Origin of the sequence: Thalassospira mesophila, assembly GCF_002115755.1 — a bacterium.
Lineage (GTDB): Bacteria > Pseudomonadota > Alphaproteobacteria > Rhodospirillales > Thalassospiraceae > Thalassospira > Thalassospira mesophila.
The window spans coordinates 117,197-141,373 of the sequence record NZ_JFKA01000001.1 but is presented as its reverse complement, the minus strand read 5'-3'; the positions used below and the strand labels follow the sequence as shown (position 1 = coordinate 141,373).

Genomic DNA, 24,177 nt, shown 5'->3' with positions numbered 1-24,177 from the left:
CGGCTTCCTGTCGTTATGCCAGCGCGGCAATGGCTTTTGCCAGGTCGATGCGGCCATCATAAAGCGCACGGCCTGAAATGGCGCCATCAATACCGGCATCGGCCTGCGCCTTGATCGCCAGCAGATCCTCAAGCGATGAAACCCCGCCCGATGCAATGACCGGGGTGGAAATGGCACGGGCCAAAGCAACGGTTGAGTCTATATTCGGGCCGCCCATGGCGCCATCGCGGTCAATATCGGTAAAGATGATGGCCGATACGCCGCAATCTTCAAACTTTTGCGCCAGTTCCAGTGCGGTAATTTCCGATGTTTCGGCCCAGCCTTCAACGGCAACAAAGCCATTTCGCGCATCAATGCCAACCGCAATGCGGCCCGGCCACTTGGCACAGGCTTCCTTGACCAGATCGGGGTTGCGGAGCGCGACGGTGCCCAGAATAACCCGGTGAACACCCTTGTTAAGCCAGTAATCGACCGTTTCCATATTGCGGATACCGCCGCCCAGCTGCACCTTGGCGTTGTCGCCAACTGCGGCAAGAATGGAATCAACCGCGGCACCATTAACCGGTTCCCCGGCAAAGGCCCCGTTAAGGTCAACCACATGAACCCAATGGCAGCCCTTGGCAACAAATTCGGCGGCCTGGCTGCCGGGATCGTTGTTAAACACGGTGGCCTTGTCCATGTCGCCGCGCAACAGGCGGACACAGGCGCCATCTTTCAAATCGATTGCCGGATAAAGGTTCACTGCTCGCATTCCTGTATTTTCTTGGTGTAGTAATAACCTTCGACCATCTTGCCGTCGATCATGGCGTAATAGGGATTAATGCCCCAGCGGACATAGCCCATGCCATGATAAAGGGCGATGGCAGCTGTTTGCGTTTCGCGCAGATCCAGCTTTAAAACGCTGTAGCCCTGATGGCGGGCGAAATATTCAATCGCGCGCACAATCGCCTTGCCATTGCCGCGCCCGCGCGCCCATGGCGCAACAAAATGCCCGGTAATTTGTGCGGAATGGCGCTGGGCTTCCAGGTTGGAGGGCGTTTCAAGCAACTGGGCCGCGCCCGAAATAACCCCGTCCACACGCGAAACAAACAAATGCCGCCCCGGCATGATCAAAACGCCGCGCCAGTATTTTTCCATTTCCGGGCGGCCGGGCGGGGTGAGCCAGCCAAAGCCGCCGCCTTCGACTATCGCCTGAATGCAGGCGTCAACAATGTCGGATAAATCACCGGCTGAAAGCTCGGTCACATGTTCGGCAAAGACGTTCGGGCTCATGGTGACGCTGGGTCCGCTCATGGTTTCCATCCCAGGAAATTCCCGATCAGGGTTAATCCGGTTTTCTGGCTTTTTTCAGGGTGAAACTGGGTGCCGACCATATTGTCGCGACCGACCATGGCGGTAATGGCGGTGCCATAATTCACACTGGCCAGCCGTTGTGACGGCGTGGTGATTTTCATGTGAAAACTATGCACGAAATAGGCATGGTCGCCATTGGTAATGCCGGCTAAAACCGGGTGGCGGGCCCCGGCATCATCAAGCACGAGTTCATTCCAGCCCATATGCGGAATTTTAAGCGACGGGTCGCCGGGTTCAATCGCAACCACTTCGCCGTCAATCCAGCCCAGGCCATCGGTATTGGCAAATTCGCGGCCAACCTTGGCCATTAATTGCATACCAACACAAATGCCCATAAAGGGTTTGCCGCCTTTAATCACCTGTTGCTCAAGCATCTCGACCATGCCGCCCACGGCATCAAGCCCGGCCCGGCAATCGGCAAAGGCCCCGACACCGGGCAATACGATATGGCTGGCAGCCTTAACCTGATGCGGGTCATTGGTGACCACCACATCAAGGGCAAGGTTGTTTTCACGGGCGGCGCGCTCAAATGCCTTGGCGCACGAACGCAGATTGCCCGAACCGTAATCAATAATCGCGACGGTCATAGGGTGGGGATGCTCCCGTTATAGGACGAATGATAGGACGAAACGGCGCCAGGCGTGATTTTGGGGATGTTGGCGGCTTTGCTGATAAAGCGGTGCAGGGCGCCGGTTTCATTGGGGCTGGCAATGATATCGACCATTTTCCAGCCCTGGCGGGCCAGTTTGTGGCGACGCAGATCATTGGCGATCAGGCCAAAACCGATTCCGGTGGCAAGGGCCAGCAAAAAATCCATTTCCGGGCCGCCATTGGCCAGATCTACCGCAATATTGCACAGAACCGACACCACCAGCAGGCCGACAAAAGCCAGCCATTGCCGGTGATACAGCGCCCACAGGCCGGACAATATAAATGCCCAGAAATTAAACCCTTCGCGGATCAGCACTGCATCCTCAAGCGGATCAGCATGGCCGGGGTGGATATGAACGGTGTAAACCTTCATCGAAATTCAGACTTTCGCCCCAAAACCGTATCAGTCACCGGCTCTGGGCTATATCGGCCTGATGGACAGGCCCAAAACAAACAGGTCGGTTACAATGACCCGCCCAGAACGCCCTTGGTCGAAGGAATGGCATCGGCCTTGCGCGCATCAATTTCGATGGCATCGCGCAGCGACCGCGCCAGAGCCTTAAAACAGCTTTCCACAATATGATGATTGTTTTCACCATAAAGGTTTTCCACATGCAGCGTGATCCCGGCGGCCTGGGCAAAGCCCTGAAACCATTCGCGAAACAGTTCGGTATCCATATCGCCGATCTTGTCGCGGCTAAACGTGACATTCCAGATCAGATAAGGCCGGCTGGAAATATCCAGTGCCACACGGGTTAAGGCTTCGTCCATTGGCAACAGGCAACTGCCATACCGGTAAATGCCTTTTTTATCGCCCAGTGCTTTGGCAAAAGCCTGGCCAATCGCAATGCCGGCATCTTCGGTGGTATGGTGAAAATCGATATGCAGGTCGCCTTTGGCACGGACGGTCAGGTCCATCAGGCTGTGGCGTGAAAGCTGTTCAAGCATGTGATCCAGAAAACCCACACCGGTCTGGACATCATAGATGCCCGTGCCGTCAAGATTGACCTCGGCGGTGATTTGGGTTTCGTTGGTGTTGCGCTCTACGCGGGCCTTGCGCATGCAAAGGCTCCTTTCCTGCAAAATCAATGCGTCTGATAGCTGGTTATTTAGCAACATCGCACCGCAATTGCCAGTTTAACCGCATACCTAATGGCCGCAAAAATAACGAAGCGTTAAAAATAACACACTCTGTGCGCCCGGCCTCGCCCTGCCCCTTGACCCTGACTTTCTACGTGCTAACTCTTGATCGAATGAGTTAAGGCCAATTTCAGGAAGTTTTTATGAGCGATCAATCGCAGCAAAGCTGGCACGGCACGACGATTCTTTCCGTTCGCAAGGGCAATCAGGTTGTGATTGCCGGTGACGGACAGGTGACGCTGGGCCAGACCGTGATCAAGGGCAACGCCCGCAAGGTGCGCCGCATTGGCGCAAAGCAGGACATTATTGTCGGCTTTGCCGGGGCCACTGCCGATGCCTTTACCCTGCTTGAACGGCTGGAAGCCAAACTCGAACGCCACCCCGGCCAAACCATGCGCGCCTGTGTTGAACTGGCAAAGGACTGGCGCACGGATCGTTACCTGCGCCGCCTTGAAGCGATGATGGCGGTAGTGGACCGCGATATTTCGCTGGTTCTGACCGGCATGGGTGATGTGCTTGAGCCTGAAGACGGCATTATCGCCATTGGCTCGGGCGGGAATTATGCCTTGTCGGCGGCGCGTGCCCTGATCGATCAGGACATGGATGCCGAAGAAATTGCCCGCCGGTCGATGAAAATTGCCGGTGAAATTTGCGTTTACACCAATGGCAATGTCACGCTTGAAAAAATTGATGAGGCAAAGGACGTCGCCTAGCCCCTGACCCTGGGACGTTTTCATTTGCGCATGGTTGCCCATTATGGGGATCATCGCGGTACAAAAACCGGATCCGAAATACATGACACAGCAATTTACCCCGCGCGAGATTGTTTCAGAACTTGATCGCCACATTATTGGACAAAAAGACGCCAAGCGCGCCGTTGCGGTGGCGTTGCGCAACCGTTGGCGCCGCCAGCAGCTTGAAGAGCCGATGCGCGGCGAAGTCCTGCCCAAAAATATTCTTATGATCGGTCCGACCGGGGTGGGTAAAACCGAAATCGCCCGCCGCCTCGCCAAACTGGCCGATGCGCCGTTTTTAAAGGTCGAAGCCACCAAATTTACCGAAGTTGGTTATGTTGGGCGCGATGTGGAACAGATCATTCGGGATTTGCTGGAAGTTTCCATCGATCTGACCCGCACCACCATGAAACGCAAGGTCACCGCCAAGGCCGAATTGCAGGCCGAAGAACGGATCCTTGATAGTCTGGTCGGCGATAATGCTTCGGCTGAAACCCGGCAGAAATTCCGTAAAAAGCTGCGTGAAGGCGACTTGCAGGACAAGGAAATCGAGATTCAGGTGCAGGAAAATGCCTCGACCTCGATGCCGACCATTGATGTGCCCGGTATGCCCGGCGCGCAGATGGGCATGCTCAACTTGTCAGACATGTTTGGCAAAGCCTTTGGCGGTCAGACCAAACCCAAACGCATGAGCGTTGTTGAGGCCTTTGAACGCCTGATCGAGGAAGAATCTGACAAGCTTCTTGATATGGACAAAGTGACGGCTGAAGCGATTGAGAATGTCGAGCAGAACGGCATTGTCTTTCTTGACGAGATCGACAAAATTACCGCGCGGTCCGAACGCAGTGGCGATGTTTCACGCGAAGGGGTGCAGCGCGATTTGCTGCCTTTGATCGAAGGCACCACGGTTGCCACCAAACATGGCACGGTGAAAACCGACCATGTTTTGTTTATTTGCTCGGGCGCGTTTCATTTGTCCAAGCCATCCGATCTGTTGCCGGAATTGCAGGGTCGTTTGCCGATCCGGGTTGAGTTAAAAGCCCTGACCGAAGCCGATTTCCGCTGCATCCTGCTTGAACCCGAAGCATCCCTGATCAAGCAATATATTGCCTTGATGGGTACCGAAGAAGTCACGCTGGAATTTAGCGATGATGCGATTGACGAAATCGCCCATATTTCGGCCAGTGTGAATGAATCGGTTGAAAATATCGGTGCGCGTCGCCTGCACACGGTTCTGGAAAAGCTGCTTGATGAAATCAGCTTCACCGCAACCGACCGCTCGGGTGAAACGGTCAAGATTGATGCACAATATGTGCGCGATCAGGTCGAAGAACTGTCGAAAAACACCGATCTGTCCAAATTCATTCTGTGATTGGCGGGGTAACCTGCCATCCGTGATCGACCGTAAAAGGCCGGGGCAGTATTTGCTCCGGCCTTTTGGTTTAGAGGCGGGATTACCAGTTTGCATTGGTGGTAAATCTTGACGATCAGGTGGCATTTTGCTACCTTTTGTATCGTAGTGCAGGAGGCGTCTATGGCTCAATCCGTGAAACTTGCCGATGATATTATGGCACTTGTTCGCCACGAGGCGGATATTCACAGCCGGTCTGTTGCAGGCCAGATCACCCATTGGCTTAAGCTTGGGCGTGCGATTGAGCATTCCGGCACCTTCGATCATGCAAGGATTACTGCGGCTCTGGAAGGCAAGCTCGACACGAACGGGCTTGGCGCGGAAGAAGAAGCCGCCTGGCTTGATGCTTTTACCACCAAAATGGCAGAACCATCGGAGCATGAAAAAGCCTTCTTCGCAAAGCGCAGAAGGCTTGGCCTGGGTGTCGGCCTCGATGCAGGTGGTAACTTATGCTACGCGAAGGATGATGACGCTGCATGAGACCCAGCCTTGTTCTCTTGGCTGGTCCAAATGGTGCGGGTAAATCCACGCTCTATCACACCCGTGTTGAACCAAGTTTCGCGGGGCCTTTCATCAATGCGGACATTATCCAGCGCGAAATATTAAACGATACCTCGATGAAGGCGTCATACAAAGCCGCCGAAATTGCCCGTGATCACCGTTCCGCAATGCTTGCTGCGGGCAAAAGCTTTGTGACCGAGACTGTTTTCTCGCACCCCGCAAAACTTGAAATTATCGAGAATGCTCAGGCTCGTGGTTATGTCGTCATTGTTATGCATGTCGGCGTGGACAGTTCTGATCTTTCGGTTATGCGCGTCAAAGAACGCACCTTGGAAGGAGGGCATGATGTTCCCGAAGACAAGATCCGTGCGCGCTATGATCGTGGGCAGCCACTGATCCGCGAAGCTGTTTTGCGTGCCGACCGGGGCATGGTTTATGACAACTCGAAACTTAACCAGCCACCGCAACAGGTTCTTGTCTTTACAAGCGGGCGCCTGATACAGGCCATTTCGCTTCTGCCTCAGTGGGTATTAACGGTCTATGCCGAAGACCTGATCATATAAGTCTTCCCGGGTTAGCCGGGAATTTGTCATGCCCGATAAAGCTTATGCACATTATCGGCGGTTTGCGCGGGCAGATAGACGGTAAAGACCGAGCCCTTGCCGACTTCGCTGTCTATGATCATGGTGCCGCGGTGGCGTTGCACCAGATGTTTGACAATCGCCAGACCAAGGCCGGTGCCACCCACGGCGCGCGACCGTGCGGTATCGACCCGGTAAAAACGTTCGGTCAGGCGCGGTAAATGTTCGCGGGCAATACCGTCGGACTGATCGCAAACCGAAACGGCCATGATGCGGCTGTGACGATAGCGGGCCAGCGCTGCTGGCGGGTTTTTCACCAGACTGATTTTAACATCGACCGTGCTGTCCTGATGGCCATATTTAATGGCGTTTTCGATCAGATTCTGGAAAACCTGAACCAGTTCCTTTTCCTCGCCAATCGTGGCGGTTTGATCCAGCGTCGATGTCACGCGGATATTCATGTTTTTGGCGTCTGCTTTTACCCGCAGGCCTGCGGCAACCTTGTCGATGATGGTGGCAACATCGCAATCATTTGACGGCGGGGTATGTTCGTTCAGCTCGATCCGCGCCAGTGACAGCAAATCTTCAACCAGACTTTGCATGCGTTGGGCCTGATCGCGCATCACCGGCAAAAACTGGCCCAAAGCATCGGGGTCGTCCTTGGCCGGGCCTTCGAGTGTTTCGATGAAGCCCAGCAAAACCGATAATGGTGTGCGCAATTCATGCCCGGCATCGGCGGCAAAATCGGCGCGCATCTGTTCCACCTTGCGAAGTTCGGTCAGGTCGCTAAACGATAAAACAAAGTTACGATTGCCGGTTTCGGCGGGTAAATGTGCGGTCAGCACATCGAAATGGCGCTGGGCATCGCTGGCAACGACAAATTCGGTATGTTGCAAGGTACGACGGCCCGATGACACCATATCAAATGCATCCAGCAAAATCGGATCGCGGATATAGCGTGTCAGGTCATGTCCGGTTTCCAGATTATGAAACAGCGATTTTGCCGCCTGGTTAAATCCGGTCACGGTGCGCTGGCGGTTCACCATCACCACCGGGTTTGGCAAATGATCAAGAATTTCGGCATCCGTGCTGGTTTGGGCTTCAAGTGTCAGGATGCGTTCGCGAAAGGCCGCTGTGATCTGGGTATAAAGCGATGAAAGTTCGGCCGCGGCATCAAACGAGAGATGTTGTGGCGGGGTGCCGCGAAAATGGTCGCGCAGGGTTGAGGCATAGCGCGCCACACTGCGCAGATCCTTGAAATAAATCCGCAAAATCCCGATGACACCGGCATACGCCGCCAGGGCGCAAACCACAGCAAGGCCCCAGGTGATTTGATCCGACGCTGCCAGCAATATCAAAATGGCAGCGGGGGGAACGTTCAGTGCGAATGCGGTCGCAAGCAATTGCCGGAATCCCAAGCGATTCTCCAGATCAAAACAGCGGCAGAGATTTGCCTTATATGACGATAATTTTGCCTAACATGATGATGTCGGCCCGAATATCAAATCAACTTTAAATGACAGTTTTCAATTCGTTGAAATGTTTCGTGTTTTTCATATGAAAAAAGCCGCCCCGGCCAAAAACGGGGCGGTTTGAAGCGGAGTCGGCGGGGTTTGGCGGGGTTTTTAGCCTAAATGATGCTGGCACCGTCATCAAATGCCAGGCGCGGGCTGCGATCAAACAGTTTCGAGGCATCGCCATAGCCAATATTGACCATGAAATTGGTTTTAACCGTTGTGCCAGCGAAAAATTCACCATCCACCCCGTCGGCATCAAAGCCCGACATCGGCCCGCAATCAAGCCCCAGACTGCGCAGGGCCAAAATCAGATAGGCCCCTTGCAAGCTGGCATTGCGAAAGGCGGTGGCCTTGATCAAATCATCATTGCCAACAAACCACGACCGGGCATCGGCATGGGGAAAAAGTTGCGGCAGTTTTTCGTAAAATGCCATATCCATGCCGATAATGGCCGTGACCGGGGCCGCCATGGTTTTGGCGGCATTGCCTTCGGACATAAACGGTTTAAGGCGGGCTTTGGCGGCCTCGCTTTGCACAAATATAACCCGCATCGGTTCGCAATTGGCACTGGTCGGCCCCATCACGGCCAGATCCCACGCGGTGTGCAAAAGGGCGGTATCCACCTTTTTATTCAGCCAGCCATTGTGGGTGCGGGCCTTGTTAAAAAGAATATCAAGGGCGTTTTGATCAATCATGATGAGGGCTTTCCTGAGATGAGTCCGCTATGATGCGCGTAGCCTAGGCACTTAAAACGGCAATGAGAAGGCCGGAGTTATGACGTTTTGCTGATCGCGTGCGGTTTGCGGAGCATTTGACACCAATTTGGTCGGGATCATGAGGTGAGCCAATGCGTTATAGTGCGATGGTATAGCTCTGCCGGGTTTGAAAGAGCATTCGTATAATGCAGCGGTGAAACGGGAGAATGGACATTGTGCCTTGCCACAATATCGCGACAATGGCGGTGTCTAACATTCCCGAAAACGATGCACACATCATTGAATGGCATGGATATTGCGATGCAGACAGATAAAATTATCCCCAATTCCGGCATTGCAGCCAAAGGCGGGATGACGGGGGGATATATGCGTGGCGCGCTTTTGACAGCAGCGACCGCACTGGCCTTTATCCTGTCGGCTCCTGCACAGGCTCAAACAGAACAAACTGTGCCGCCTGCCCAGACCAATCAGTCAGCACAAACCGGGCCGAACGATCAAGCCACGCCGCCCAGCCAGACGGCCAATAAAGATGACAATAAAGCCGCGTTACAAAATGCCGGTTCGGCGGCCTCTGCGGTGGTGTTTATGTATCACCGCTTTGACGAAGGCGAATATCCGTCGACCAACACCCGGGTGGACCAGCTTTCAGCCCATATTAGCGAATTGGGCAAATCGAAATATCATGTGATGGGCGTTGCCGATATTGTTTCGGCCATCAGTGCGGGCAAAGCCCTGCCCGATCGTGCCATTGGCATTACGGTCGATGATGCCTATCGCAGCTTTTACAGTGTCGCGTGGCCGATGTTTAAAAAGGCCGGTTTACCGGTGACAGTTTTTGTCTCCACCAGTCAGCTTGATGCCGGGTATAGCAGCTATATGACCTGGGACATGCTGCGTGATTTGGTCAAGCAGGGTGTCACCGTGGGCGGGCATAGCGATAACCACGCCCATTTGTCATCGGTGCCAATTGCACAAACCAGGGCTGAACTGGAAAATTCGGCCAAACGTTTCAAACAGGAACTGGGTTTTGTGCCCGAGCTGTTTGCCTATCCGTACGGCGAAGCCGATACCGAGGTTCAGCAAGCTGTGCGTGATGCCGGGTACAAGGCCGCCTTTGGTCAGCAAAGTGGCGGTTTTGATAGATCAGACGACATGTTTTACCTGCCGCGTTTTGCCCTGAATGAACATTACGGGTCGCTTGACCGGTTCGAACTGGCGGCCAATTCATTGCCGCTGGTGGTTAGTGATTTAACCCCGAACAATTACACCCTGCAACGCAACCCGCCGGCCTTTGGCTTTACCCTGAAGCATCCGGCCCGGGACGTGAAATGTTACCCGTCCGAAGGTACCGCCACCATGAGCCGCCTTGGCGATGAACGGGTGGAAGTGCGTCTGGATGGCCCGGTCTCACCGGGTCGCTGGCGGATCAATTGCACCGCTGGTGGGCCGAATGGCCGGTGGCGCTGGCTGGGCATGCTTTATACCGTGCCCAAAGGGCTTAAAAATTCGGACTGATCGGCCGAAATTTCCTTTTTACGGTTATATTTCGTTTTTTCCTGTCAAATAACGGCTATTGCGTGTTGAACCGCAACGCGCTAGGTTATCCACACTTCGATAACGTAAATAATGGCTAACCACAGTGCTGACAGGAAAAAACATACTTTTAATCATCTCGGGCGGTATTGCCGCCTATAAGGTGTTGGAAGTCATCCGGCGTTTGCGCGATCAGGGGGCATCGATCCGTGCCATTCTGACCAAAGGCGGTGCCGAATTTGTCACCCCGCTGTCGGTGGCCGCGTTAACCGAAAACAAGGTTTACCAGGATCTTTTTTCCCTGACCGACGAAGCCGAAATGGGCCACATTCGCCTGTCGCGCGAGGCTGATCTGGTGCTGGTGGCCCCGGCGACCGCCGATTTGCTGGCAAAAATGGCGGCGGGCATGGCCAGTGATCTGGCAACAACCGCCCTGTTGGCGACCAACAAACCGGTTCTGGTCGCGCCGACCATGAATGTTGAAATGTGGAATCACGCCGCGACGCAGGCCAATATTGCCACGCTGGAAAGCCGGGGCATTTTGCGCATTGGCCCGGCAGGCGGTGATTTGGCGTGCGGCGAAACCGGCACCGGGCGTTTGGCCGAACCTTTCGAAATTATTGCTGCCGTTCAAAACTTCTTTGCCTTGCAAGATGGCCCCAAACCGCTGGCGGGTAAAAAAGCCGTGGTTACCAGTGGCCCGACGCACGAGCCGATTGACCCGGTGCGCTTTATTGCCAATCGATCTTCGGGCAAGCAGGGCCATGCCATTGCCGCCGAACTGGCCCGTGCCGGGGCCGACGTAACGCTGGTTAGTGGGCCGGTGACATTGCCGAACCCTGCCGGGGTTCGTGTGGTACAGGTGGAAACGGCACAGGAAATGCTGGCCGCCGTTCAGGGCCAGTTGCCCGCCGATATTGCGGTTTGTGCCGCGGCGGTGGCCGACTGGCGGGTGTTGCACCGGGCGGATCAGAAGCTTAAAAAAACCGGCGACGGTGTTATCCCTGCCCTGCAATTTGCCGAAAACCCCGACATTCTGGCAACGATTAGCACAGCGGGGCCCAATCGCCCGTCATTGGTGGTGGGTTTTGCCGCCGAAACCGAAAATGTGGTCGATCACGCCCGTGCCAAACGCGACCGCAAGGGATGCGACTGGATTTTGGCCAACAATGTTGGCCCCGAAACCGGCACCTTTGGCGGTGATAACAATGAAATTCATCTGATTGGCGGTTCTGACCCCGCCCGCGACGAGATTTGGCCGCGGCAAAGCAAAACCGCTGTTGCCAGATCGCTGGTGGCGCGGATTACCCGCCATTTTAACTCTTAAAACAAACCGGCCCGGAATGCCTTGTATGGCAAACGGGCGGATAAACAGACGCGTTACAGGATAAATATATGACCGGCTTATCTGTTGATTTGAAAGTACTGGATCACGGGCGCGATTTGCCCCTGCCCGCTTATGCTACCGCGCAGGCGGCTGCGGTTGATCTGGTGGCCGCGATTGAAGATGTGCTGGTGATTGAACCGGGCAAACGCGCCATGGTTGAAACCGGCATTGCCATTGCCCTGCCCGCCGGGTTTGAAGCCCAGGTGCGGCCCCGTTCCGGGTTAGCCGCAAAAAATGGTGTCACGGTGTTAAACAGCCCGGGCACGATTGATGCCGATTATCGCGGCGAGATCAAAGTTATTCTGGTTAATTTGGGCGACGCGGCCTTTCGCATTGAACGCGGAATGCGCATTGCGCAAATGGTGATCGCGCCGGTTAGCCAGGTGGGCTGGAATGTGGTGGCGGATTTGACCGCAACCGACCGTGGTGAAGGCGGTTTCGGGTCCACCGGGGTTGCATGACCCGGATATAAATTGGTGCTTTGCGCGGTTTCCGGGCTGCGATGACAGGCATAATCGAGGGGAGCAAACGAGAGACGATGCTTAAACTTTCAAAGAAGATGTTGTTTGCCATCGAAGCCGTGGTGGACATTGCCTATAATGCGGCGGGCGAACCGGTGCAAAGCCGCGATATCACCGCACGACAGGGCATTCCTAAACGTTATCTGGAACAGACCCTGCAACAACTGGTGCGCGCCGATATTTTAACCGGTGTGCGCGGCCCGCGTGGTGGCTATCGGTTGGCGCGTGAACGTCGCCGTATTACCCTTGCCGATATTGTTTCGGTGATCCGGTCGATGGAAACATCGGACGACCCGATCGAAGATCCGGCAGGGTCGCCTTTGGGCAAGGAAGTGGTTCGGCCCTTGTGGCGCGAATTGCAAGATACCATGATGCAGCAGCTTGAACATATTACGGTCGAAGATTTGTGTAATCGTGCGCGAGATGCCGGGTTGCGCAGCGGGATTGAAGAATCGCCGGATTTTATCATCTGAGGTTTTCGCCCCGAAGCGGATATGCGATATTTTCAAACCACAGAAAATTTTCGCATATCAGTTTGATTGCACATTTACGAAATTGCACCCCGGTGCGAAAAAACCGTAAATATTCCTTGTTGACCCTTTGACTTGCGGTAAACTTGGAATAAATACAGATACAATATGTGTTGATTTGTAATGCACACAAAAATGCGAGGAAATCATGACTGAGTTTCGCGGCAAGATTTATGACAGCATCATCGATACCATCGGTGCAACGCCGCTGGTTCGCCTTTCGCGGATTGCGGCTGCCGAAGGGGCGAAAGCTGAGATTCTGGGCAAGCTGGAATTTTTCAACCCGCTGGCTTCGGTCAAGGACCGCATTGGTCTGGCCATGATCACCGCCGCCGAAAAAGACGGCAAGATCAAACCGGGCGCCACCCTTGTTGAGCCGACATCGGGAAATACCGGCATTGCGCTGGCCTTTGTTGCTGCTGCCAAGGGCTATAAGCTGATTTTGACCATGCCCGAAAGCATGTCGCTGGAACGGCGCAAAATGCTGATGTTGCTCGGGGCCAAAATTGACCTGACCCCGGCTGCCAAAGGCATGAAGGGCGCGGTTGCCCGGGCCGAGGAACTGGTTGCTGAAATTGACGGTGCCGTAATGCTTCAGCAGTTTGACAACCCGGCCAACCCGGAAATTCACCGCACCACCACAGCCCAGGAAATTTTGAAAGATACCGACGGCAAGGTTGATATTTTTGTCGCCGGTGTGGGCACCGGCGGCACGCTGACCGGTGTAGCCGATGTGTTGAAAAAACATAACCCCGATGTGCAGATCATTGCCGTTGAACCCGAAGACAGCCCGGTTATTTCCGGTGGCGCGCCCGGCCCGCATAAAATTCAGGGCATTGGCGCCGGTTTTATCCCCGGCAACCTTGATACCAAACTGATTGACCGGGTAATGACAATCGGCAATGAAACCGCGTTTTCAACGGCGCGCAAGCTGGCCGCCCTTGAAGGCCTGCCGACGGGTATTTCGTCGGGTGCGGCGGTGGCCGCTGCCATTGAACTGGGCCAGATGCCGGAAAATGAAGGCAAACGGATTGTTGTTATCATTCCGTCCTTCGCCGAACGTTACCTGTCGACCCCGCTGTTTGAAGGGCTGTAAGCCAGCCTTTTTCCCGTTGGTATGATTGGATAAAACAAGGCCCGGAAACCAGAATGTTTCCGGGCCTTGTCATTTTTGGTGTCCGCTTTGATGTCCGGCAAATCGTCGCTGATATAGTGTTAAATTACAATATGTTGTGTGAAATGGTGGCCTTTGGCATGTCCGGGTAAATGTCCGCTTGGCCGGCATGTTAATAAAACAGTTGGCATGCAAGTTTGTGGTTGAGCAATGGGGGGCAGCACCCTATCTCTAGGGCGGTAACCAGTGAGGCCTGAATATGGATTTTGACTTCAGCGACAGCGAAATACAGCGTTATGCCCGCCATATCGTTTTAAAGGATGTGGGCGGCACCGGGCAGATGAAGCTGAAGCGCGGGCGCGTGCTGGTGGTGGGTGCTGGCGGGTTGGGCTCGCCGCTGGCGATGTATCTGGCGGCGGCCGGTGTGGGCACAATTGGCATTGTGGATGACGATGTGGTCGAACTTTCCAACCTGCAACGCCAGATTGCCCATGGCATGAGCGACATTGGCGCCCCCAAGGTTGATAGTGCGCGGGCGACGATGCTGAACATGAACCCGGAAGTCACGGTTCAGACGCATCAGATGCGGCTGAATGCCAAAAATGTTCTGGAGCTGATCGGGCAATATGACGTGATTGCCGATGGATCGGACAATTTTGAAACCCGTTTTTTGCTAAACGATGCCTGCTATTTGGCCGGTAAAACTCTGGTCAGCGGTGCGGCGTTGCGCTTTGACGGGCAGGTTTCAACATTTAAGGCCCATTTGGGCGCGCCGCACCCGTGTTATCGCTGTATCTATCACGCGCCACCCCCGCCCGATGCCATTCCATCGTGCTCGCAAGGGGGTGTTTTAGGTGCGGTGGTCGGCACCATTGGCGGCATGCAGGCAACCGAAGTGCTTAAGGAGCTGATGGCGATTGGCGACAGTTTGTCGGGGCAATTGGTGATTGTTGATGCGCTTGCGGCCAGTTTTCGCAAAATCCGCGTCCCGCGGGACCCCGGCTGCCCGTTATGTTCCGACGCTGCCACAATCAAGGATCTAAGCTGCCATGAGCATTGATGCCGCGCCGACAAAAACCGTTGAAAAACTGTCGCTGGTGGTTTTTTCCGGCAGTTTTGAAAAGGTGCATTATGCGCTGGTGATGGCCAGTGCGGCACTGGCCACCGGGCGTGAGGTGACCCTGTTTTTCACCATGGAAGCCAGCCGGGCGTTGTTGGCGCCATCGGGCTGGCGTCATTTGCGGCCCGATGTCCAGGGAGCCACCGCCACCAGCCTTGATTTTGGCTATTCTGAACGCGGGGTGGCGACGTTTGAAGAATTGTTATCGGCCTGTGTGGAGCTGGGGGCCAAATTTATGGTCTGCGAAATGGGGCTGCGCGCGTTGGGGCTGGAACAGGAAAAACGCCGGGCGGAGATGACGATTGAAGTGGGCGGTGTGGTGACATTTCTTAATGATGCCCGCAAAGATGGCGAGATGCTGTTTATTTGAACGAAGGCATAAACAGCACTTGTTGGCATGACGTACGGGTTTAGCCGCTCGCCAGAATTTTGATGCCCAGCCCGGCCAGACACACCCCCACCCCGCGTTCGATCCAGACCCGCGCCTTGCCGATTTTTGCCTGTATTGCGGGCAAGGTTAGCGCGGCGGCAACAATGGCGAACCACACCATGTGGCACAGGGCGATAAAAACACCATAGCCAAGCTGCATAGCGGCACTGGTATCGGCCGATATGACCTGGCTGAACAGCGAAACAATAAACAACATAGCCTTTGGGTTTAACGCGTTACAGGCGAACCCCGCCCAGAAAGATGACGAATTTCTTTGGTGGGCTGGTGCTGGTGCTGGTGGCGGGGTTTGGGCCTGGTGTGCTGTCGGGGCGGAATGGGCCAGAATGGCCGCAGCGGGGGTCTGCACGCCAAGGTGACGTTTTGCCCTTTGCCATAAATCGGGCAAAAACGCACTGATTCCCAGCCAGATCAGATAGGACGCACCCAGAATGCGAATGGTGTTTAACACCCACACATTATGGGCAAAAACCACGCCCAGCCCGATCATGGTATAGGTAATATGCACCGAAATGCCGCTGCCAATGCCAATGGCGCATAAAACCCCGGCCTTGCGCCCACGGGCGATGGCAATACGGGTGACCATGGCAAAGTCCGGTCCGGGGCTGATGACGGCCAGCACCGTGATAATGGCAACAGCGACAATTTCGACAGAGGCACTATCGGCCATTTTGATTTTCCTTAATCTGTGAGAAAATCGATTATCAGTTTAAATTTTCTCTTGGGAAATCGAAATAAAATAGGATTTATGGTGAATAATATTCACATAAAGCGCGGGTTTTTACCCCTTGCATCCCTGCCCGCGTTTGAGGCCGCCGCCCGCCATCAAAGTTTTTCACGCGCGGCCGAGGAATTGAACCTGACCCACGGCGCGATTAGCCGCGCTGTTGCCCAGATTGAAGAACGCCTGGGCGTGGATTTGTTTGTGCGACGAAACCGGCGGGTTTATTTAACGCGCGCGGGCGAAAGGTTGCTGCGCACGGCAGAAACGGTGCTGCAGGATCTTGACCGCGCGGTCGAGGATATTCATCGCCATGATGCACAGTCGCCGATTTTGTCGGTGTCGTGCGAACCCAGTTTGGCGATGCGCTGGTTAATGCCGCGTTTGGGGAGTTTTCGCGAACAAAACCCCGATTTGAATGTGGAAATGCATATGGCGGGCGGCCCGGTTGATTTGCTGGCATCGGGTTATGACATTGCCATCCGCCGCCGTGATTTTGGCCTGCCCGATGATTATTATGTCACCCTGCTGTGGGCGGAAATGGCCGGGCCGGTGTGCGACCCCGATTGTTGGCAAAACATATTGGCCTGCGATTTAAGCAATGCCCGCTGGTTACACAGCCGCACCCGGTCTGACGCGTGGGATATCTGGAAAAAAGCCAGCGGCTTTAAGGGCCGCCCGGCCAGCGAGCAATATTTTGATCATTTCTTTTTTGCCTTGCAAGCGGCGGTGAACCGGCTGGGTACCGCCATTGGGTCCTTGCCACTGGTGATTGATGACCTTGCCGCCGGGCGCCTGTGCGCACCCATGGGCATGGCCCCAACCGGGGTGGATTATGTGATGCTGAGTTTGGATGATCCGAAAAAGGATCGCCGGATTACCCGTTTTGCACATTGGCTGGCAGCAGAAGCACAGGCGACAGAAGCAAGCTCGAAAGCCGTTATCGGGTAATTTCTGATGCGCGGGAACGGCATCGTTGGGCCGAAAGTGAAAGCGCTTTCACTTTCGGTTTCTGCCGGGGCCAACCGGGGTTGTGCAAATTCGGGAACGCCTGATCTGATCGACAAAATGGTCCGGTTTTGTTCTGTCTTCGACAATTGGCTAACCAATGTGTTGTTCGCCCTAAGCGGCCGGTTTGATTTTGATGCTGTTTTCGGGTGATTTTTGGGCATTTAAGTCGGGTTTTATGCCGGTTTTGCAAAATTTTCGGATAAAGACGATGGGGTGTCATTTGGACCAGCACGGAACATACCGGCAACATGGGGCGTTACAGGGCGTAACCCAATAATTGCGGAAAATTTCAGCATGTTCGAGTTGCCCTATTTTGCCACGGCCAGCCAGTATTTTGACATTGAACTGATCGACGTGATTTTGCGGCTGCTTGCCGCGACGGTGATTGGCATGATGATCGGGCTGAACCGTGACATTAACGACAAACCCACCGGGATGCGAACGCTGGCCCTGGTGTCGCTTGGCGCGGCGGTGGTATCGGTGGTTGCGGTTCATTTCGAGGGGCTGATCGACAATCCCGACGCCCTTTCGCGGGTGGTGCAGGGGATTTTGCAAGGCGTTTTAACCGGCATCGGTTTTATTGGTGCCGGTGTGATCATGCGTCAGCCAAAGGATAAAACGGTTACCGGCCTGACAACAGCGGCCACAGTATGGATTACAGCGGCCCTTGGCATCGCCTGCGCGCTGGCGGCCTGGCAAATCGTGCTGGTGGCCAGTGTCCTGACCTTTTTTGTGCTGGTTGTTTTAAAACCGGTCGAACTGTTTTTGGTGCGCTTGTTTGGCGGCGATCCTGAAGCGGTCAAGGAAGACGATTAGTTACATCGTCGATACCCTATGGAGTCATGGAGTCGTTGCGCCGTCGCGGGTGACCGGGATATGCCATGTGACCTGGCGTGTCCCGGCCAATTGTGGTGTTCAGGCCTGCACAGGAATGCGGGCAATGACCTTGATTTCAAAATCAAACCCGGCCAGCCAGGTTACCCCCACGGCTGTCCAGTTGGGATAGGGAGGCTGGGGGAATATCTTGTTTTTGACGTCCATAATGGTGTCAAACTGGGTTTGCGGGTCGGTATGAAAGGTGGTGACGTCAATCAGGTCATCAAAGCTGGCACCGGCGGCATTCAGGGTGGCTTTCAGGTTGTCAAAGGCCCGTTCGACCTGGGCCTTGAAATCGGGTTCGGGCGTGCCGTCTTCGCGGCTGCCAACCTGGCCTGAAACAAATAAAAGGTCGCCCGACCGAATGGCCGCCGAATAACCATGCGCGTCATAAAGGGCATGGCGATTTTGATTGTCGGGAAAAATTGCTTCACGCTGCGTCATAATGATAAGTCCTTTGGGGTTTGGTACAGGCACGGGTGGCGGTTAAGCACCCCGCGACGGCCTGAATTTCATATACGGTAGGTATGTGAAATATATAGATACGAAGCGTATGTCAATTAATATACGTTACGTATATGAGTGGAGGCGTGGCATGGTCGCCAAAAAACGAACAGAAATGATGGCGGAAAACCGCGCCCGGTTGATTGCGGCGGCCCGAAAATCCTTTGCCGAAAAGGGCTTTGCGGGCGCATCGATGGATGATTTGACGGCGCAAGCTGGCCTGACGCGGGGCGCGCTTTACCATAATTTTGGCGACAAACGCGGTTTGCTGGCCGCCGTGGTTAACCAGATTGATGGTGAAATGGCGACACGGGCGCAAAAAACCGGCGCCCAGAAAACCGACCCGTGGGACGGGCTGCTGGCCGAAGGCGTTGCTTATATTGAAATGGCGCTGGACCCGGAAGTGCAGCGCATTGTGCTGCTGGACGGCCCGGCTGTACTGGGGGACCCGTCACAATGGCCCAGCCAGAACCAGTGTTTGATCGAAACCCGCAACCGGGTGGCACAATTGATTGATCAGGGTGTTTTAAAACCGGTCGATGCCGATGCCGCCGCCCGCCTGTTAAGCGGGGCTGCGTTAAATGCGGCCTTGTGGATCGCTGCCAGCGACAGCCCGGCAGATGTGTTACCAAAGGCGCGAGAGGCGTTCTGCGCCCTTGCCAGTGGCTTGCGGCTGGGTCAGCCATAATATGGCGACGATGGTATTTCAGGCTGGTGCATTAACCCATCATGGGACTGCGAAGGGAACTGTCGGAAAAAAGCGGGTAACGGCTGCGGGCATTGGGTAATTGGTAATGCCACCATTCGTGATCGTAAAACTCGAACCCGGCGCTGACCATGATGCCCAGCAGCAAAAGGCGGTTGGCTTCGGCGCCATGTGAAAGGCCGTCTGCCCCGTGACAGGATTTAATATCCATTTCATCAAAGCCGGTTCCCATATCCAGTTCCTTGCCGTTTTCGTCTAACAGCGTTAGATCAATGGCGACACCGCGGCCATGCGGTGATCCGAAATCGGGATTGGCGACAAAATCGGCATTCGGGGTGTGGTTCCACAAAGCGCGCTGGGCTTCTTGCGGGCGGAACGCATCAAGCAGGCGAAATTTAACACCCTGCCGTCTGGCGATCAGGCTTGCCTTTTTAAGGCAAGCCGCCGCATCCTGATGCAGATAACATGCTGGCCGCGTATAAATCGGTGCCCCGGTAAAATTGCGATCGGTGGCATAAACAATGTCGATTTCGACATCATATTCTTGCGGCGTAATTTCGACCAGCGCCATTGGCGGAGGCTCCCTGTTCTTGACGTTTACCGACTACATCAAAAAGATGCTGACCGGGCAGATGGTTAAATCATCGCATAGCGCAGATCGCAACGCGGCGCAAATGCCGGCGGACGGCGATGGTGCCCAAAAACCTGTTGGCCCGACCCTGCTGGCGATTGATACGGCATCAACCTCGCTGTCCACGGCCGTTCTGGTTAATGGCGAGGTTAAAGGCGAGCTGTTTGAAAATATGGAGCGCGGACAGGCCGAGCATCTTTTGCCGTTCATTATGAAAAGCCTGCAAGAGGCCGCGCTTGATTTTGCCGATATTGACGGCATTGCTGTTACCGTTGGGCCGGGGGCCTTTACCGGCATGCGCATTGGCCTGTCGACCGCACGCGGTTTGGGACTGGCGCGAAAAATTCCGGTGTTGGGTGTTAGCTCGCTTGAAGCGGTGGCCTATGGTGTGAGCGAACGCGACCATCAGGGCCGTAATATTCTGGTTGCCCTTGATAGCAAGCGAAACGAAATTTTTGCCCAGGCTTTTGATGCCCGCAAAAACCCGATCAGCCCGCCCGAATGTCTGGGGCCGCGCCAGGCCCTGATGCTGGCCCCGCCCGGACCAACCATTTTAGTGGGCGATGCCACTGCGCGTTTATTAACCGCCGCCGCCAATGGCGGGGGTGACTTTTTTGCCGGAACGGCACCGGGTTTGCCGCGTGCGGGCAATGTTGCCCTGATTGCCGCCCAGCGCTGGAAAAAAGGCGAAAACCTGCCCCCGGTGCCGCTTTATTTGCGCGCGCCCGATGCCAAACGCATGGATGAGCTGGCGGCTGAAAAACAGGCAAAATTGCAGCGTATGGACCCGGACGGCACATAGGCCGGGTCGCGCAAAACGTTGTAGGTACTCGACCCGATGGCGTTTTTGCGCGGACAGAGACCGCGAAGCAGAGCGATGCGAGATGATGGTGAAGGCGGGTATCGTGCAATGGATGTGACCGGGCAAGGGATAAAGAGGTGATGGCAATGGATGAAACCGCCCGCATCGAAGTGATTGCCTTGACCCCGGCCTTTGCGCCGGTGGCGGCGGCTTTGCATCAAACCGGGTTTGACGATTGCTGGGATGAAAATGCCATTTGCGATTTGCTAAATGTACCGGGTGCTTTTGGCTTGCTGGCGTTTGTGCCGGGCAGCGGGCATGACGATAGGGATGGGGATGGCACTGCGACCGTGGATGATATTCCGCTGGGGTTTGTGCTGGTTCAAACCGTTGTGGGTGAAGCGGAAATTAACACGATTGTTGTCGGGCCAGCGGCCCGGCGGCGCGGGGTTGGCAATATTTTGATGGAAAACGTGTTTTCACATCTGCAAAAGCAAGGTGTAGAGCGCTTGCTGTTGGAAGTGGCCTGCGACAATGAAGCTGCAATTGCCCTGTATCGCAAATCGGGATTTGCTGAAATTGGCCGACGGCGCGGATATTACCGGCGCAATGGCGGGCCCGCGATGGATGCGCTGGTGATGGAGCGGGTTTGATGTGCGGTGAAGGTATGTTTTTAATTTTTCCAATAATATTGATAAGTCATTGAAATAAGGCGTAAAATAAACCACATAATGGGTGTGGTCTTGATCTTTAAATTGTTATAATATTCCCGGCATGAACCATGGTTTGGCGGCCTTTGCCTGTGAAGAACGCCCGACCGGCTAGTTTTTTCGGATTGTCAGCCGGTATGTGCCGGTGTCATTTGCCATTTTTGTCAGGTCCAGAACGACGTCGCCCATCTCGGTTACTGAACGCGGAACATTTTTAAGCGGTTCGCCGTCCTTGAGGATGACTTCCAGAATTTGGCCCGGGGTCATTTTTTCAAGTTTCAGACGCGTTTTGACGAAAGTCATGGGACAGACATCGTTTGTGATATCTATTGTGATATCGGGCGTTAGAATTTGGCTGCTGTTAGACATTCCATCCTCGTAATCGGTGCATCTGATGACGAGGTAACCATATATAATTAAAACGGCAAGGTGCCCGGGTTAATTTCGTGAAATCGGCCTTGCGACCAGGCAAGGATTTCTCGATATTGAGGCTTCAGAGCGTATGTAGCCTGCGGGCCTTGGGGACAGGCGGAACCGGAAACGAGAACAAGAGTATGTTGGCAGAATCAACCATCGAGCAAAAATGCATTGACGCGGGCCTGAAAATGACCGGGCAGCGCCGCGTGATCGCCAGAGTATTGTCCGAGTCTGAAGATCACCCGGATGTTGAACTGGTGTATCGTCGGGCCACTGAAATTGACCCGAAGATTTCGATCGCCACCGTTTACCGGACCGTGCGTCTGTTTGAAGAAGCAGATATTCTTGAGAAGCACGATTTTGGTGACGGACGTGCGCGTTACGAAGAGCTGACCGAAGAACATCATGATCATTTGATCGATATGCGTTCGGGGCGGGTGATTGAATTTTCGAACGAAAAGATCGAAAAGTTGCAAGAAGAGATCGCCCGCGAGCTTGGCTACGAGCTGGTCGGTCATCGACTGGAGCTTTATGGCGTTCCTGTTAAAGACGGGAAATGACGGTTTTCTAGCTGTCTGCGCGCAATAGGTGTAAAAAAAAGCCATCCGTGTTAACGTGCGGATGGCTTTTCATATTTTTGTTACGTGTTCTTAACAAAGCCTTCACTCGCTCTTATTGTTAATCTTGCGCAAGATTAACGTAACTGAACGAAAGGGAGTTGCGATGAGCGACGTTCGACAGCAGCGATTGGAAGTCCGCCTTGCGCAAAGCGAAGCGGAAATTCTGGCCAGCCAGCGCTTGCGTTACCAGGTCTTTTACGAAGAGCGCGGGGCACAGCCGACTGCTGAAATGGCGGAATCCAAACGTGATTTTGATCATTATGATCCGCTTTGCGACCATCTTCTCGTGATCGATCACAGCCGTGGCGAAGGGGCCGACGGCGTTGTGGGAACCTATCGTTTGTTGCGCCAGTCGGTTGCCAATCAGAATGGCGGCTTTTACAGCGCGGACGAATATCAGATCGAATCGATGCTTTCGACGGTCAAATCCGGCGAGATCATGGAGCTGGGCCGCTCCTGTGTCGAGGAAGGTTATCGCACCATGCCGACCCTGCAACTGTTATGGCAGGGGATTGCGGCTTATGTTTTTGAATATGACATCAAGCTGATGTTTGGATGTGCCTCGTTCCATGGCACCGACCCTGATGCGTTTAGCGATGTTTTGACCTATTTGCATCATAACCACCTTGCGCCGGAAGATATGCGCCCGCGGGCCGTGGCCGAGCGCTATGAAAGCATGGCGCGCGCCAGTATCGAGGCTGTCGATGCCCGTCAGGCCCTGCGTGACCTGCCGCCCCTGATCAAGGGTTATTTGCGGCTGGGCGGTTATGTTGGCGACGGGGCGGTGGTTGATCATCAGTTTAACACAACTGATATTTGCATCGTGCTGCCGACCGAAAAAGTGACCGAACGCTATTACAAGCATTATGAACGGACCGCGAGGGTATCGTGACCTGCTATCCCTGTGCCGCTATAAGGCTGCTGATGTATGCCTTACTGACTTTTTCGCTGATCCCGGTTCAAATGGTGGCGGTTGCCTTTAATTTGAAGCTGGCAGACGATTTACCGCGTTTTTACCACGCGCTATGCCTGAAAATCATGCATATCGAAGTGCGGCTTTCCGGTGAACCCCTGATCGAAGGGGGGGGCGTTCTGGTGGCCAATCATGCGTCCTATCTTGATATTCCGATATTGGGTGCAATGACCAAAGGCAGCTTTATTGCCAAAAAGGAAGTGGCAAGCTGGCCGATATTTGGCCTGTTGGCCAAGCTGCAGCGCAGCACCTTTGTTGAACGGCGGCCGGTGCGGGCGCGTGAACAAACCGACCAGATCAGCCAGCGCCTGGCCAGCGGGCACAAGCTGATCCTGTTTCCCGAAGGGACCAGTAATGACGGCAACCGTATCTTGCCGTTCAAATCGACATTGTTTGGTGTGGCCGAAAGCGTTTTGCCCGATGGATCACAGGTGAAAATCCAGCCGGTTTCGATTGCAGCCACCCGTTTGGACGGGGCACCGATGGGCCGGGATTTGCGGGCATTTTATTCCTGGTACGGGGATATGGACTTGGCGCCGCATTTGTGGCAGTTTCTCGCCCTCGGCAAGGTTACGGTGGAAGTGGTTATTCATCCGCCGATGACGCTGGCGCAGGCAGGATCGCGCAAGGAAATGGCCCGCAGATGCGAGTCTCTGGTTATTCAGGGGCATCAGGCGGCATTGACCGGCGCAAATCACGGTGCCTCGGTACCGCTTCTCGACACAAAGCGTCCGGGGGATTTGATCGGGTGCTCGCCGCTGGCGGTCGTTTTTGAAGATTTCCGCCTGTTTGGCTGAATTTTCCAGCGCATCGCGATGTTGGCTTTTTTTCCGTTTCGCCGAAAAACGGGTTGCATGATCGCAAAATTGTGCCACCTCATCTCAGATATAAAAGATGTTCGAGATGCGGCGTGAGTTTCACGCCGCTTTCGGCGTATGAAACGAGCGGA

The 24,177-nt window shown here is 54.6% G+C and carries 30 protein-coding genes; 19 read left to right on the top strand and 11 right to left on the bottom strand.

The features are described 5' to 3' along the window. Positions 1-13 precede the first annotated feature (13 nt). From hisA to hisB, 5 genes are all read right to left on the bottom strand, one after another. A complete protein-coding gene (gene hisA / locus TMES_RS00620) occupies positions 14-742 on the bottom strand; it encodes a 1-(5-phosphoribosyl)-5-[(5-phosphoribosylamino)methylideneamino]imidazole-4-carboxamide isomerase (RefSeq protein WP_085578458.1) in 729 nt (242 codons plus the stop codon). Then, entirely contained in the window at positions 739-1,293 is a 555-nt protein-coding gene (locus TMES_RS00615) for a GNAT family N-acetyltransferase (RefSeq protein ID WP_085579724.1), read from the bottom strand. The genes hisA and TMES_RS00615 overlap by 4 nt, the downstream gene beginning before the upstream one ends. Continuing rightward, positions 1,290-1,940, bottom strand: a complete 651-nt coding sequence (hisH, locus tag TMES_RS00610; protein WP_085578457.1) for an imidazole glycerol phosphate synthase subunit HisH — start codon at positions 1,938-1,940, stop codon at positions 1,290-1,292. The genes TMES_RS00615 and hisH overlap by 4 nt, the downstream gene beginning before the upstream one ends. Then, positions 1,937-2,377: a DUF2628 domain-containing protein gene (locus TMES_RS00605; protein WP_085578455.1), complete on the bottom strand. Its 441-nt coding sequence runs from the start codon at positions 2,375-2,377 to the stop codon at positions 1,937-1,939. Before TMES_RS00605 ends, hisH begins: the two co-directional genes overlap by 4 nt. An 89-nt stretch (positions 2,378-2,466) precedes the next feature. Next, on the bottom strand, positions 2,467-3,066 hold the full coding sequence (gene hisB, locus TMES_RS00600; RefSeq protein WP_085578453.1) for an imidazoleglycerol-phosphate dehydratase HisB: 600 nt from the start codon (positions 3,064-3,066) through the stop codon (positions 2,467-2,469). Positions 3,067-3,287: 221 nt separating this feature from the next. On the opposite strand from hisB, the gene hslV reads away from it, so the two are divergent. From hslV to TMES_RS00580, 4 genes are all read left to right on the top strand, one after another. Then, complete coding sequence (gene hslV / locus TMES_RS00595) at positions 3,288-3,857, top strand: ATP-dependent protease subunit HslV (protein ID WP_085578451.1); 570 nt, start codon at positions 3,288-3,290, stop codon at positions 3,855-3,857. 82 nt (positions 3,858-3,939) lie between these two features. Next, positions 3,940-5,250, top strand: a complete 1,311-nt coding sequence (gene hslU / locus TMES_RS00590) for an ATP-dependent protease ATPase subunit HslU (RefSeq protein ID WP_085578450.1) — start codon at positions 3,940-3,942, stop codon at positions 5,248-5,250. 162 nt (positions 5,251-5,412) lie between these two features. Next, entirely contained in the window at positions 5,413-5,769 is a 357-nt protein-coding gene (locus TMES_RS00585) for a TA system antitoxin ParD family protein (RefSeq protein WP_085578448.1), read from the top strand. Next, positions 5,766-6,353, top strand: a complete 588-nt coding sequence (locus TMES_RS00580; RefSeq protein WP_085578446.1) for an ATPase — start codon at positions 5,766-5,768, stop codon at positions 6,351-6,353. Before TMES_RS00585 ends, TMES_RS00580 begins: the two co-directional genes overlap by 4 nt. Positions 6,354-6,379: 26 nt before the next feature. Here TMES_RS00580 and TMES_RS00575 read toward each other — a convergent pair whose 3' ends face one another. Both TMES_RS00575 and TMES_RS00570 read right to left on the bottom strand, forming a co-directional pair. Continuing rightward, a complete protein-coding gene (locus tag TMES_RS00575; RefSeq protein WP_245835143.1) occupies positions 6,380-7,774 on the bottom strand; it encodes an ATP-binding protein in 1,395 nt (464 codons plus the stop codon). A 227-nt stretch (positions 7,775-8,001) separates the two neighbouring features. Continuing rightward, positions 8,002-8,583 carry a malonic semialdehyde reductase gene (locus tag TMES_RS00570; RefSeq protein ID WP_085578442.1) on the bottom strand — a complete coding sequence of 194 codons (582 nt, stop codon included), beginning with the start codon at positions 8,581-8,583 and terminating at the stop codon, positions 8,002-8,004. Positions 8,584-8,904: 321 nt separating this feature from the next. Between TMES_RS00570 and TMES_RS00565 the strand changes: the two genes are divergently transcribed. From TMES_RS00565 to TMES_RS00535, 7 genes are all read left to right on the top strand, one after another. Further along, entirely contained in the window at positions 8,905-10,119 is a 1,215-nt protein-coding gene (locus TMES_RS00565) for a polysaccharide deacetylase family protein (protein WP_245835142.1), read from the top strand. Between the two features lie 124 nt (positions 10,120-10,243). After that, complete coding sequence (gene coaBC / locus TMES_RS00560) at positions 10,244-11,464, top strand: bifunctional phosphopantothenoylcysteine decarboxylase/phosphopantothenate--cysteine ligase CoaBC (RefSeq protein WP_085578438.1); 1,221 nt, start codon at positions 10,244-10,246, stop codon at positions 11,462-11,464. A gap of 68 nt (positions 11,465-11,532) precedes the next feature. Next, positions 11,533-11,985: a dUTP diphosphatase gene (dut, locus tag TMES_RS00555; protein ID WP_085578436.1), complete on the top strand. Its 453-nt coding sequence runs from the start codon at positions 11,533-11,535 to the stop codon at positions 11,983-11,985. A 77-nt stretch (positions 11,986-12,062) separates the two neighbouring features. After that, complete coding sequence (locus tag TMES_RS00550) at positions 12,063-12,518, top strand: RrF2 family transcriptional regulator (RefSeq protein WP_085578434.1); 456 nt, start codon at positions 12,063-12,065, stop codon at positions 12,516-12,518. Between the two features lie 205 nt (positions 12,519-12,723). After that, complete coding sequence (gene cysK, locus TMES_RS00545; protein ID WP_085578432.1) at positions 12,724-13,671, top strand: cysteine synthase A; 948 nt, start codon at positions 12,724-12,726, stop codon at positions 13,669-13,671. Positions 13,672-13,948: 277 nt separating this feature from the next. Continuing rightward, positions 13,949-14,749, top strand: a complete 801-nt coding sequence (locus TMES_RS00540) for a HesA/MoeB/ThiF family protein (RefSeq protein WP_085578430.1) — start codon at positions 13,949-13,951, stop codon at positions 14,747-14,749. Next, positions 14,739-15,179 (top strand): DsrE/DsrF/DrsH-like family protein, encoded by a 441-nt coding sequence (locus tag TMES_RS00535; RefSeq protein ID WP_085578429.1) that lies wholly within the window; start codon positions 14,739-14,741, stop codon positions 15,177-15,179. Before TMES_RS00540 ends, TMES_RS00535 begins: the two co-directional genes overlap by 11 nt. Positions 15,180-15,219: 40 nt before the next feature. Here TMES_RS00535 and TMES_RS00530 read toward each other — a convergent pair whose 3' ends face one another. Next, positions 15,220-15,927 carry a LysE family translocator gene (locus TMES_RS00530; protein ID WP_085578427.1) on the bottom strand — a complete coding sequence of 236 codons (708 nt, stop codon included), beginning with the start codon at positions 15,925-15,927 and terminating at the stop codon, positions 15,220-15,222. Positions 15,928-16,005: 78 nt separating this feature from the next. On the opposite strand from TMES_RS00530, the gene TMES_RS00525 reads away from it, so the two are divergent. After that, complete coding sequence (locus TMES_RS00525) at positions 16,006-16,929, top strand: LysR substrate-binding domain-containing protein (RefSeq protein ID WP_211275853.1); 924 nt, start codon at positions 16,006-16,008, stop codon at positions 16,927-16,929. A gap of 354 nt (positions 16,930-17,283) precedes the next feature. After that, positions 17,284-17,805 (top strand): MgtC/SapB family protein, encoded by a 522-nt coding sequence (locus tag TMES_RS00515; protein WP_085578423.1) that lies wholly within the window; start codon positions 17,284-17,286, stop codon positions 17,803-17,805. A gap of 99 nt (positions 17,806-17,904) precedes the next feature. Here the strand turns inward: TMES_RS00515 and TMES_RS00510 are convergent, their stop codons facing one another. Then, positions 17,905-18,309, bottom strand: coding sequence for a RidA family protein (locus TMES_RS00510; protein WP_085578421.1), 405 nt, complete (start codon positions 18,307-18,309; stop codon positions 17,905-17,907). A 151-nt stretch (positions 18,310-18,460) separates the two neighbouring features. Here TMES_RS00510 and TMES_RS00505 point away from each other — a divergent pair, with 151 nt between their 5' ends. Further along, positions 18,461-19,057 carry a TetR/AcrR family transcriptional regulator gene (locus TMES_RS00505; protein ID WP_085578419.1) on the top strand — a complete coding sequence of 199 codons (597 nt, stop codon included), beginning with the start codon at positions 18,461-18,463 and terminating at the stop codon, positions 19,055-19,057. A 31-nt stretch (positions 19,058-19,088) separates the two neighbouring features. Here the strand turns inward: TMES_RS00505 and ddpX are convergent, their stop codons facing one another. Continuing rightward, a complete protein-coding gene (gene ddpX, locus TMES_RS00500) occupies positions 19,089-19,646 on the bottom strand; it encodes a D-alanyl-D-alanine dipeptidase (protein WP_085578417.1) in 558 nt (185 codons plus the stop codon). A gap of 19 nt (positions 19,647-19,665) precedes the next feature. On the opposite strand from ddpX, the gene tsaB reads away from it, so the two are divergent. Then, positions 19,666-20,508 (top strand): tRNA (adenosine(37)-N6)-threonylcarbamoyltransferase complex dimerization subunit type 1 TsaB, encoded by an 843-nt coding sequence (gene tsaB / locus TMES_RS00495; RefSeq protein WP_085578415.1) that lies wholly within the window; start codon positions 19,666-19,668, stop codon positions 20,506-20,508. A gap of 140 nt (positions 20,509-20,648) precedes the next feature. Next, the gene (locus tag TMES_RS00490; protein ID WP_085578412.1) at positions 20,649-21,161 is read left to right on the top strand and encodes a GNAT family N-acetyltransferase; all 513 of its coding nucleotides are present in this window, start codon (positions 20,649-20,651) and stop codon (positions 21,159-21,161) included. Positions 21,162-21,329: 168 nt separating this feature from the next. Here TMES_RS00490 and TMES_RS00485 read toward each other — a convergent pair whose 3' ends face one another. Beyond that, entirely contained in the window at positions 21,330-21,587 is a 258-nt protein-coding gene (locus tag TMES_RS00485; RefSeq protein ID WP_085578410.1) for a sulfurtransferase TusA family protein, read from the bottom strand. 185 nt (positions 21,588-21,772) lie between these two features. Here TMES_RS00485 and TMES_RS00480 point away from each other — a divergent pair, with 185 nt between their 5' ends. The 3 genes from TMES_RS00480 to TMES_RS00470 all read left to right on the top strand — a co-directional run bounded on the left by TMES_RS00480 (position 21,773) and on the right by TMES_RS00470 (position 24,025). Further along, positions 21,773-22,195, top strand: coding sequence for a Fur family transcriptional regulator (locus TMES_RS00480; RefSeq protein ID WP_085578408.1), 423 nt, complete (start codon positions 21,773-21,775; stop codon positions 22,193-22,195). Between the two features lie 163 nt (positions 22,196-22,358). Beyond that, complete coding sequence (gene olsB / locus TMES_RS00475) at positions 22,359-23,147, top strand: l-ornithine N(alpha)-acyltransferase (RefSeq protein WP_085578406.1); 789 nt, start codon at positions 22,359-22,361, stop codon at positions 23,145-23,147. A gap of 32 nt (positions 23,148-23,179) precedes the next feature. After that, positions 23,180-24,025 (top strand): lysophospholipid acyltransferase family protein, encoded by an 846-nt coding sequence (locus tag TMES_RS00470; RefSeq protein WP_245835140.1) that lies wholly within the window; start codon positions 23,180-23,182, stop codon positions 24,023-24,025. Positions 24,026-24,177 lie beyond the last annotated feature (152 nt).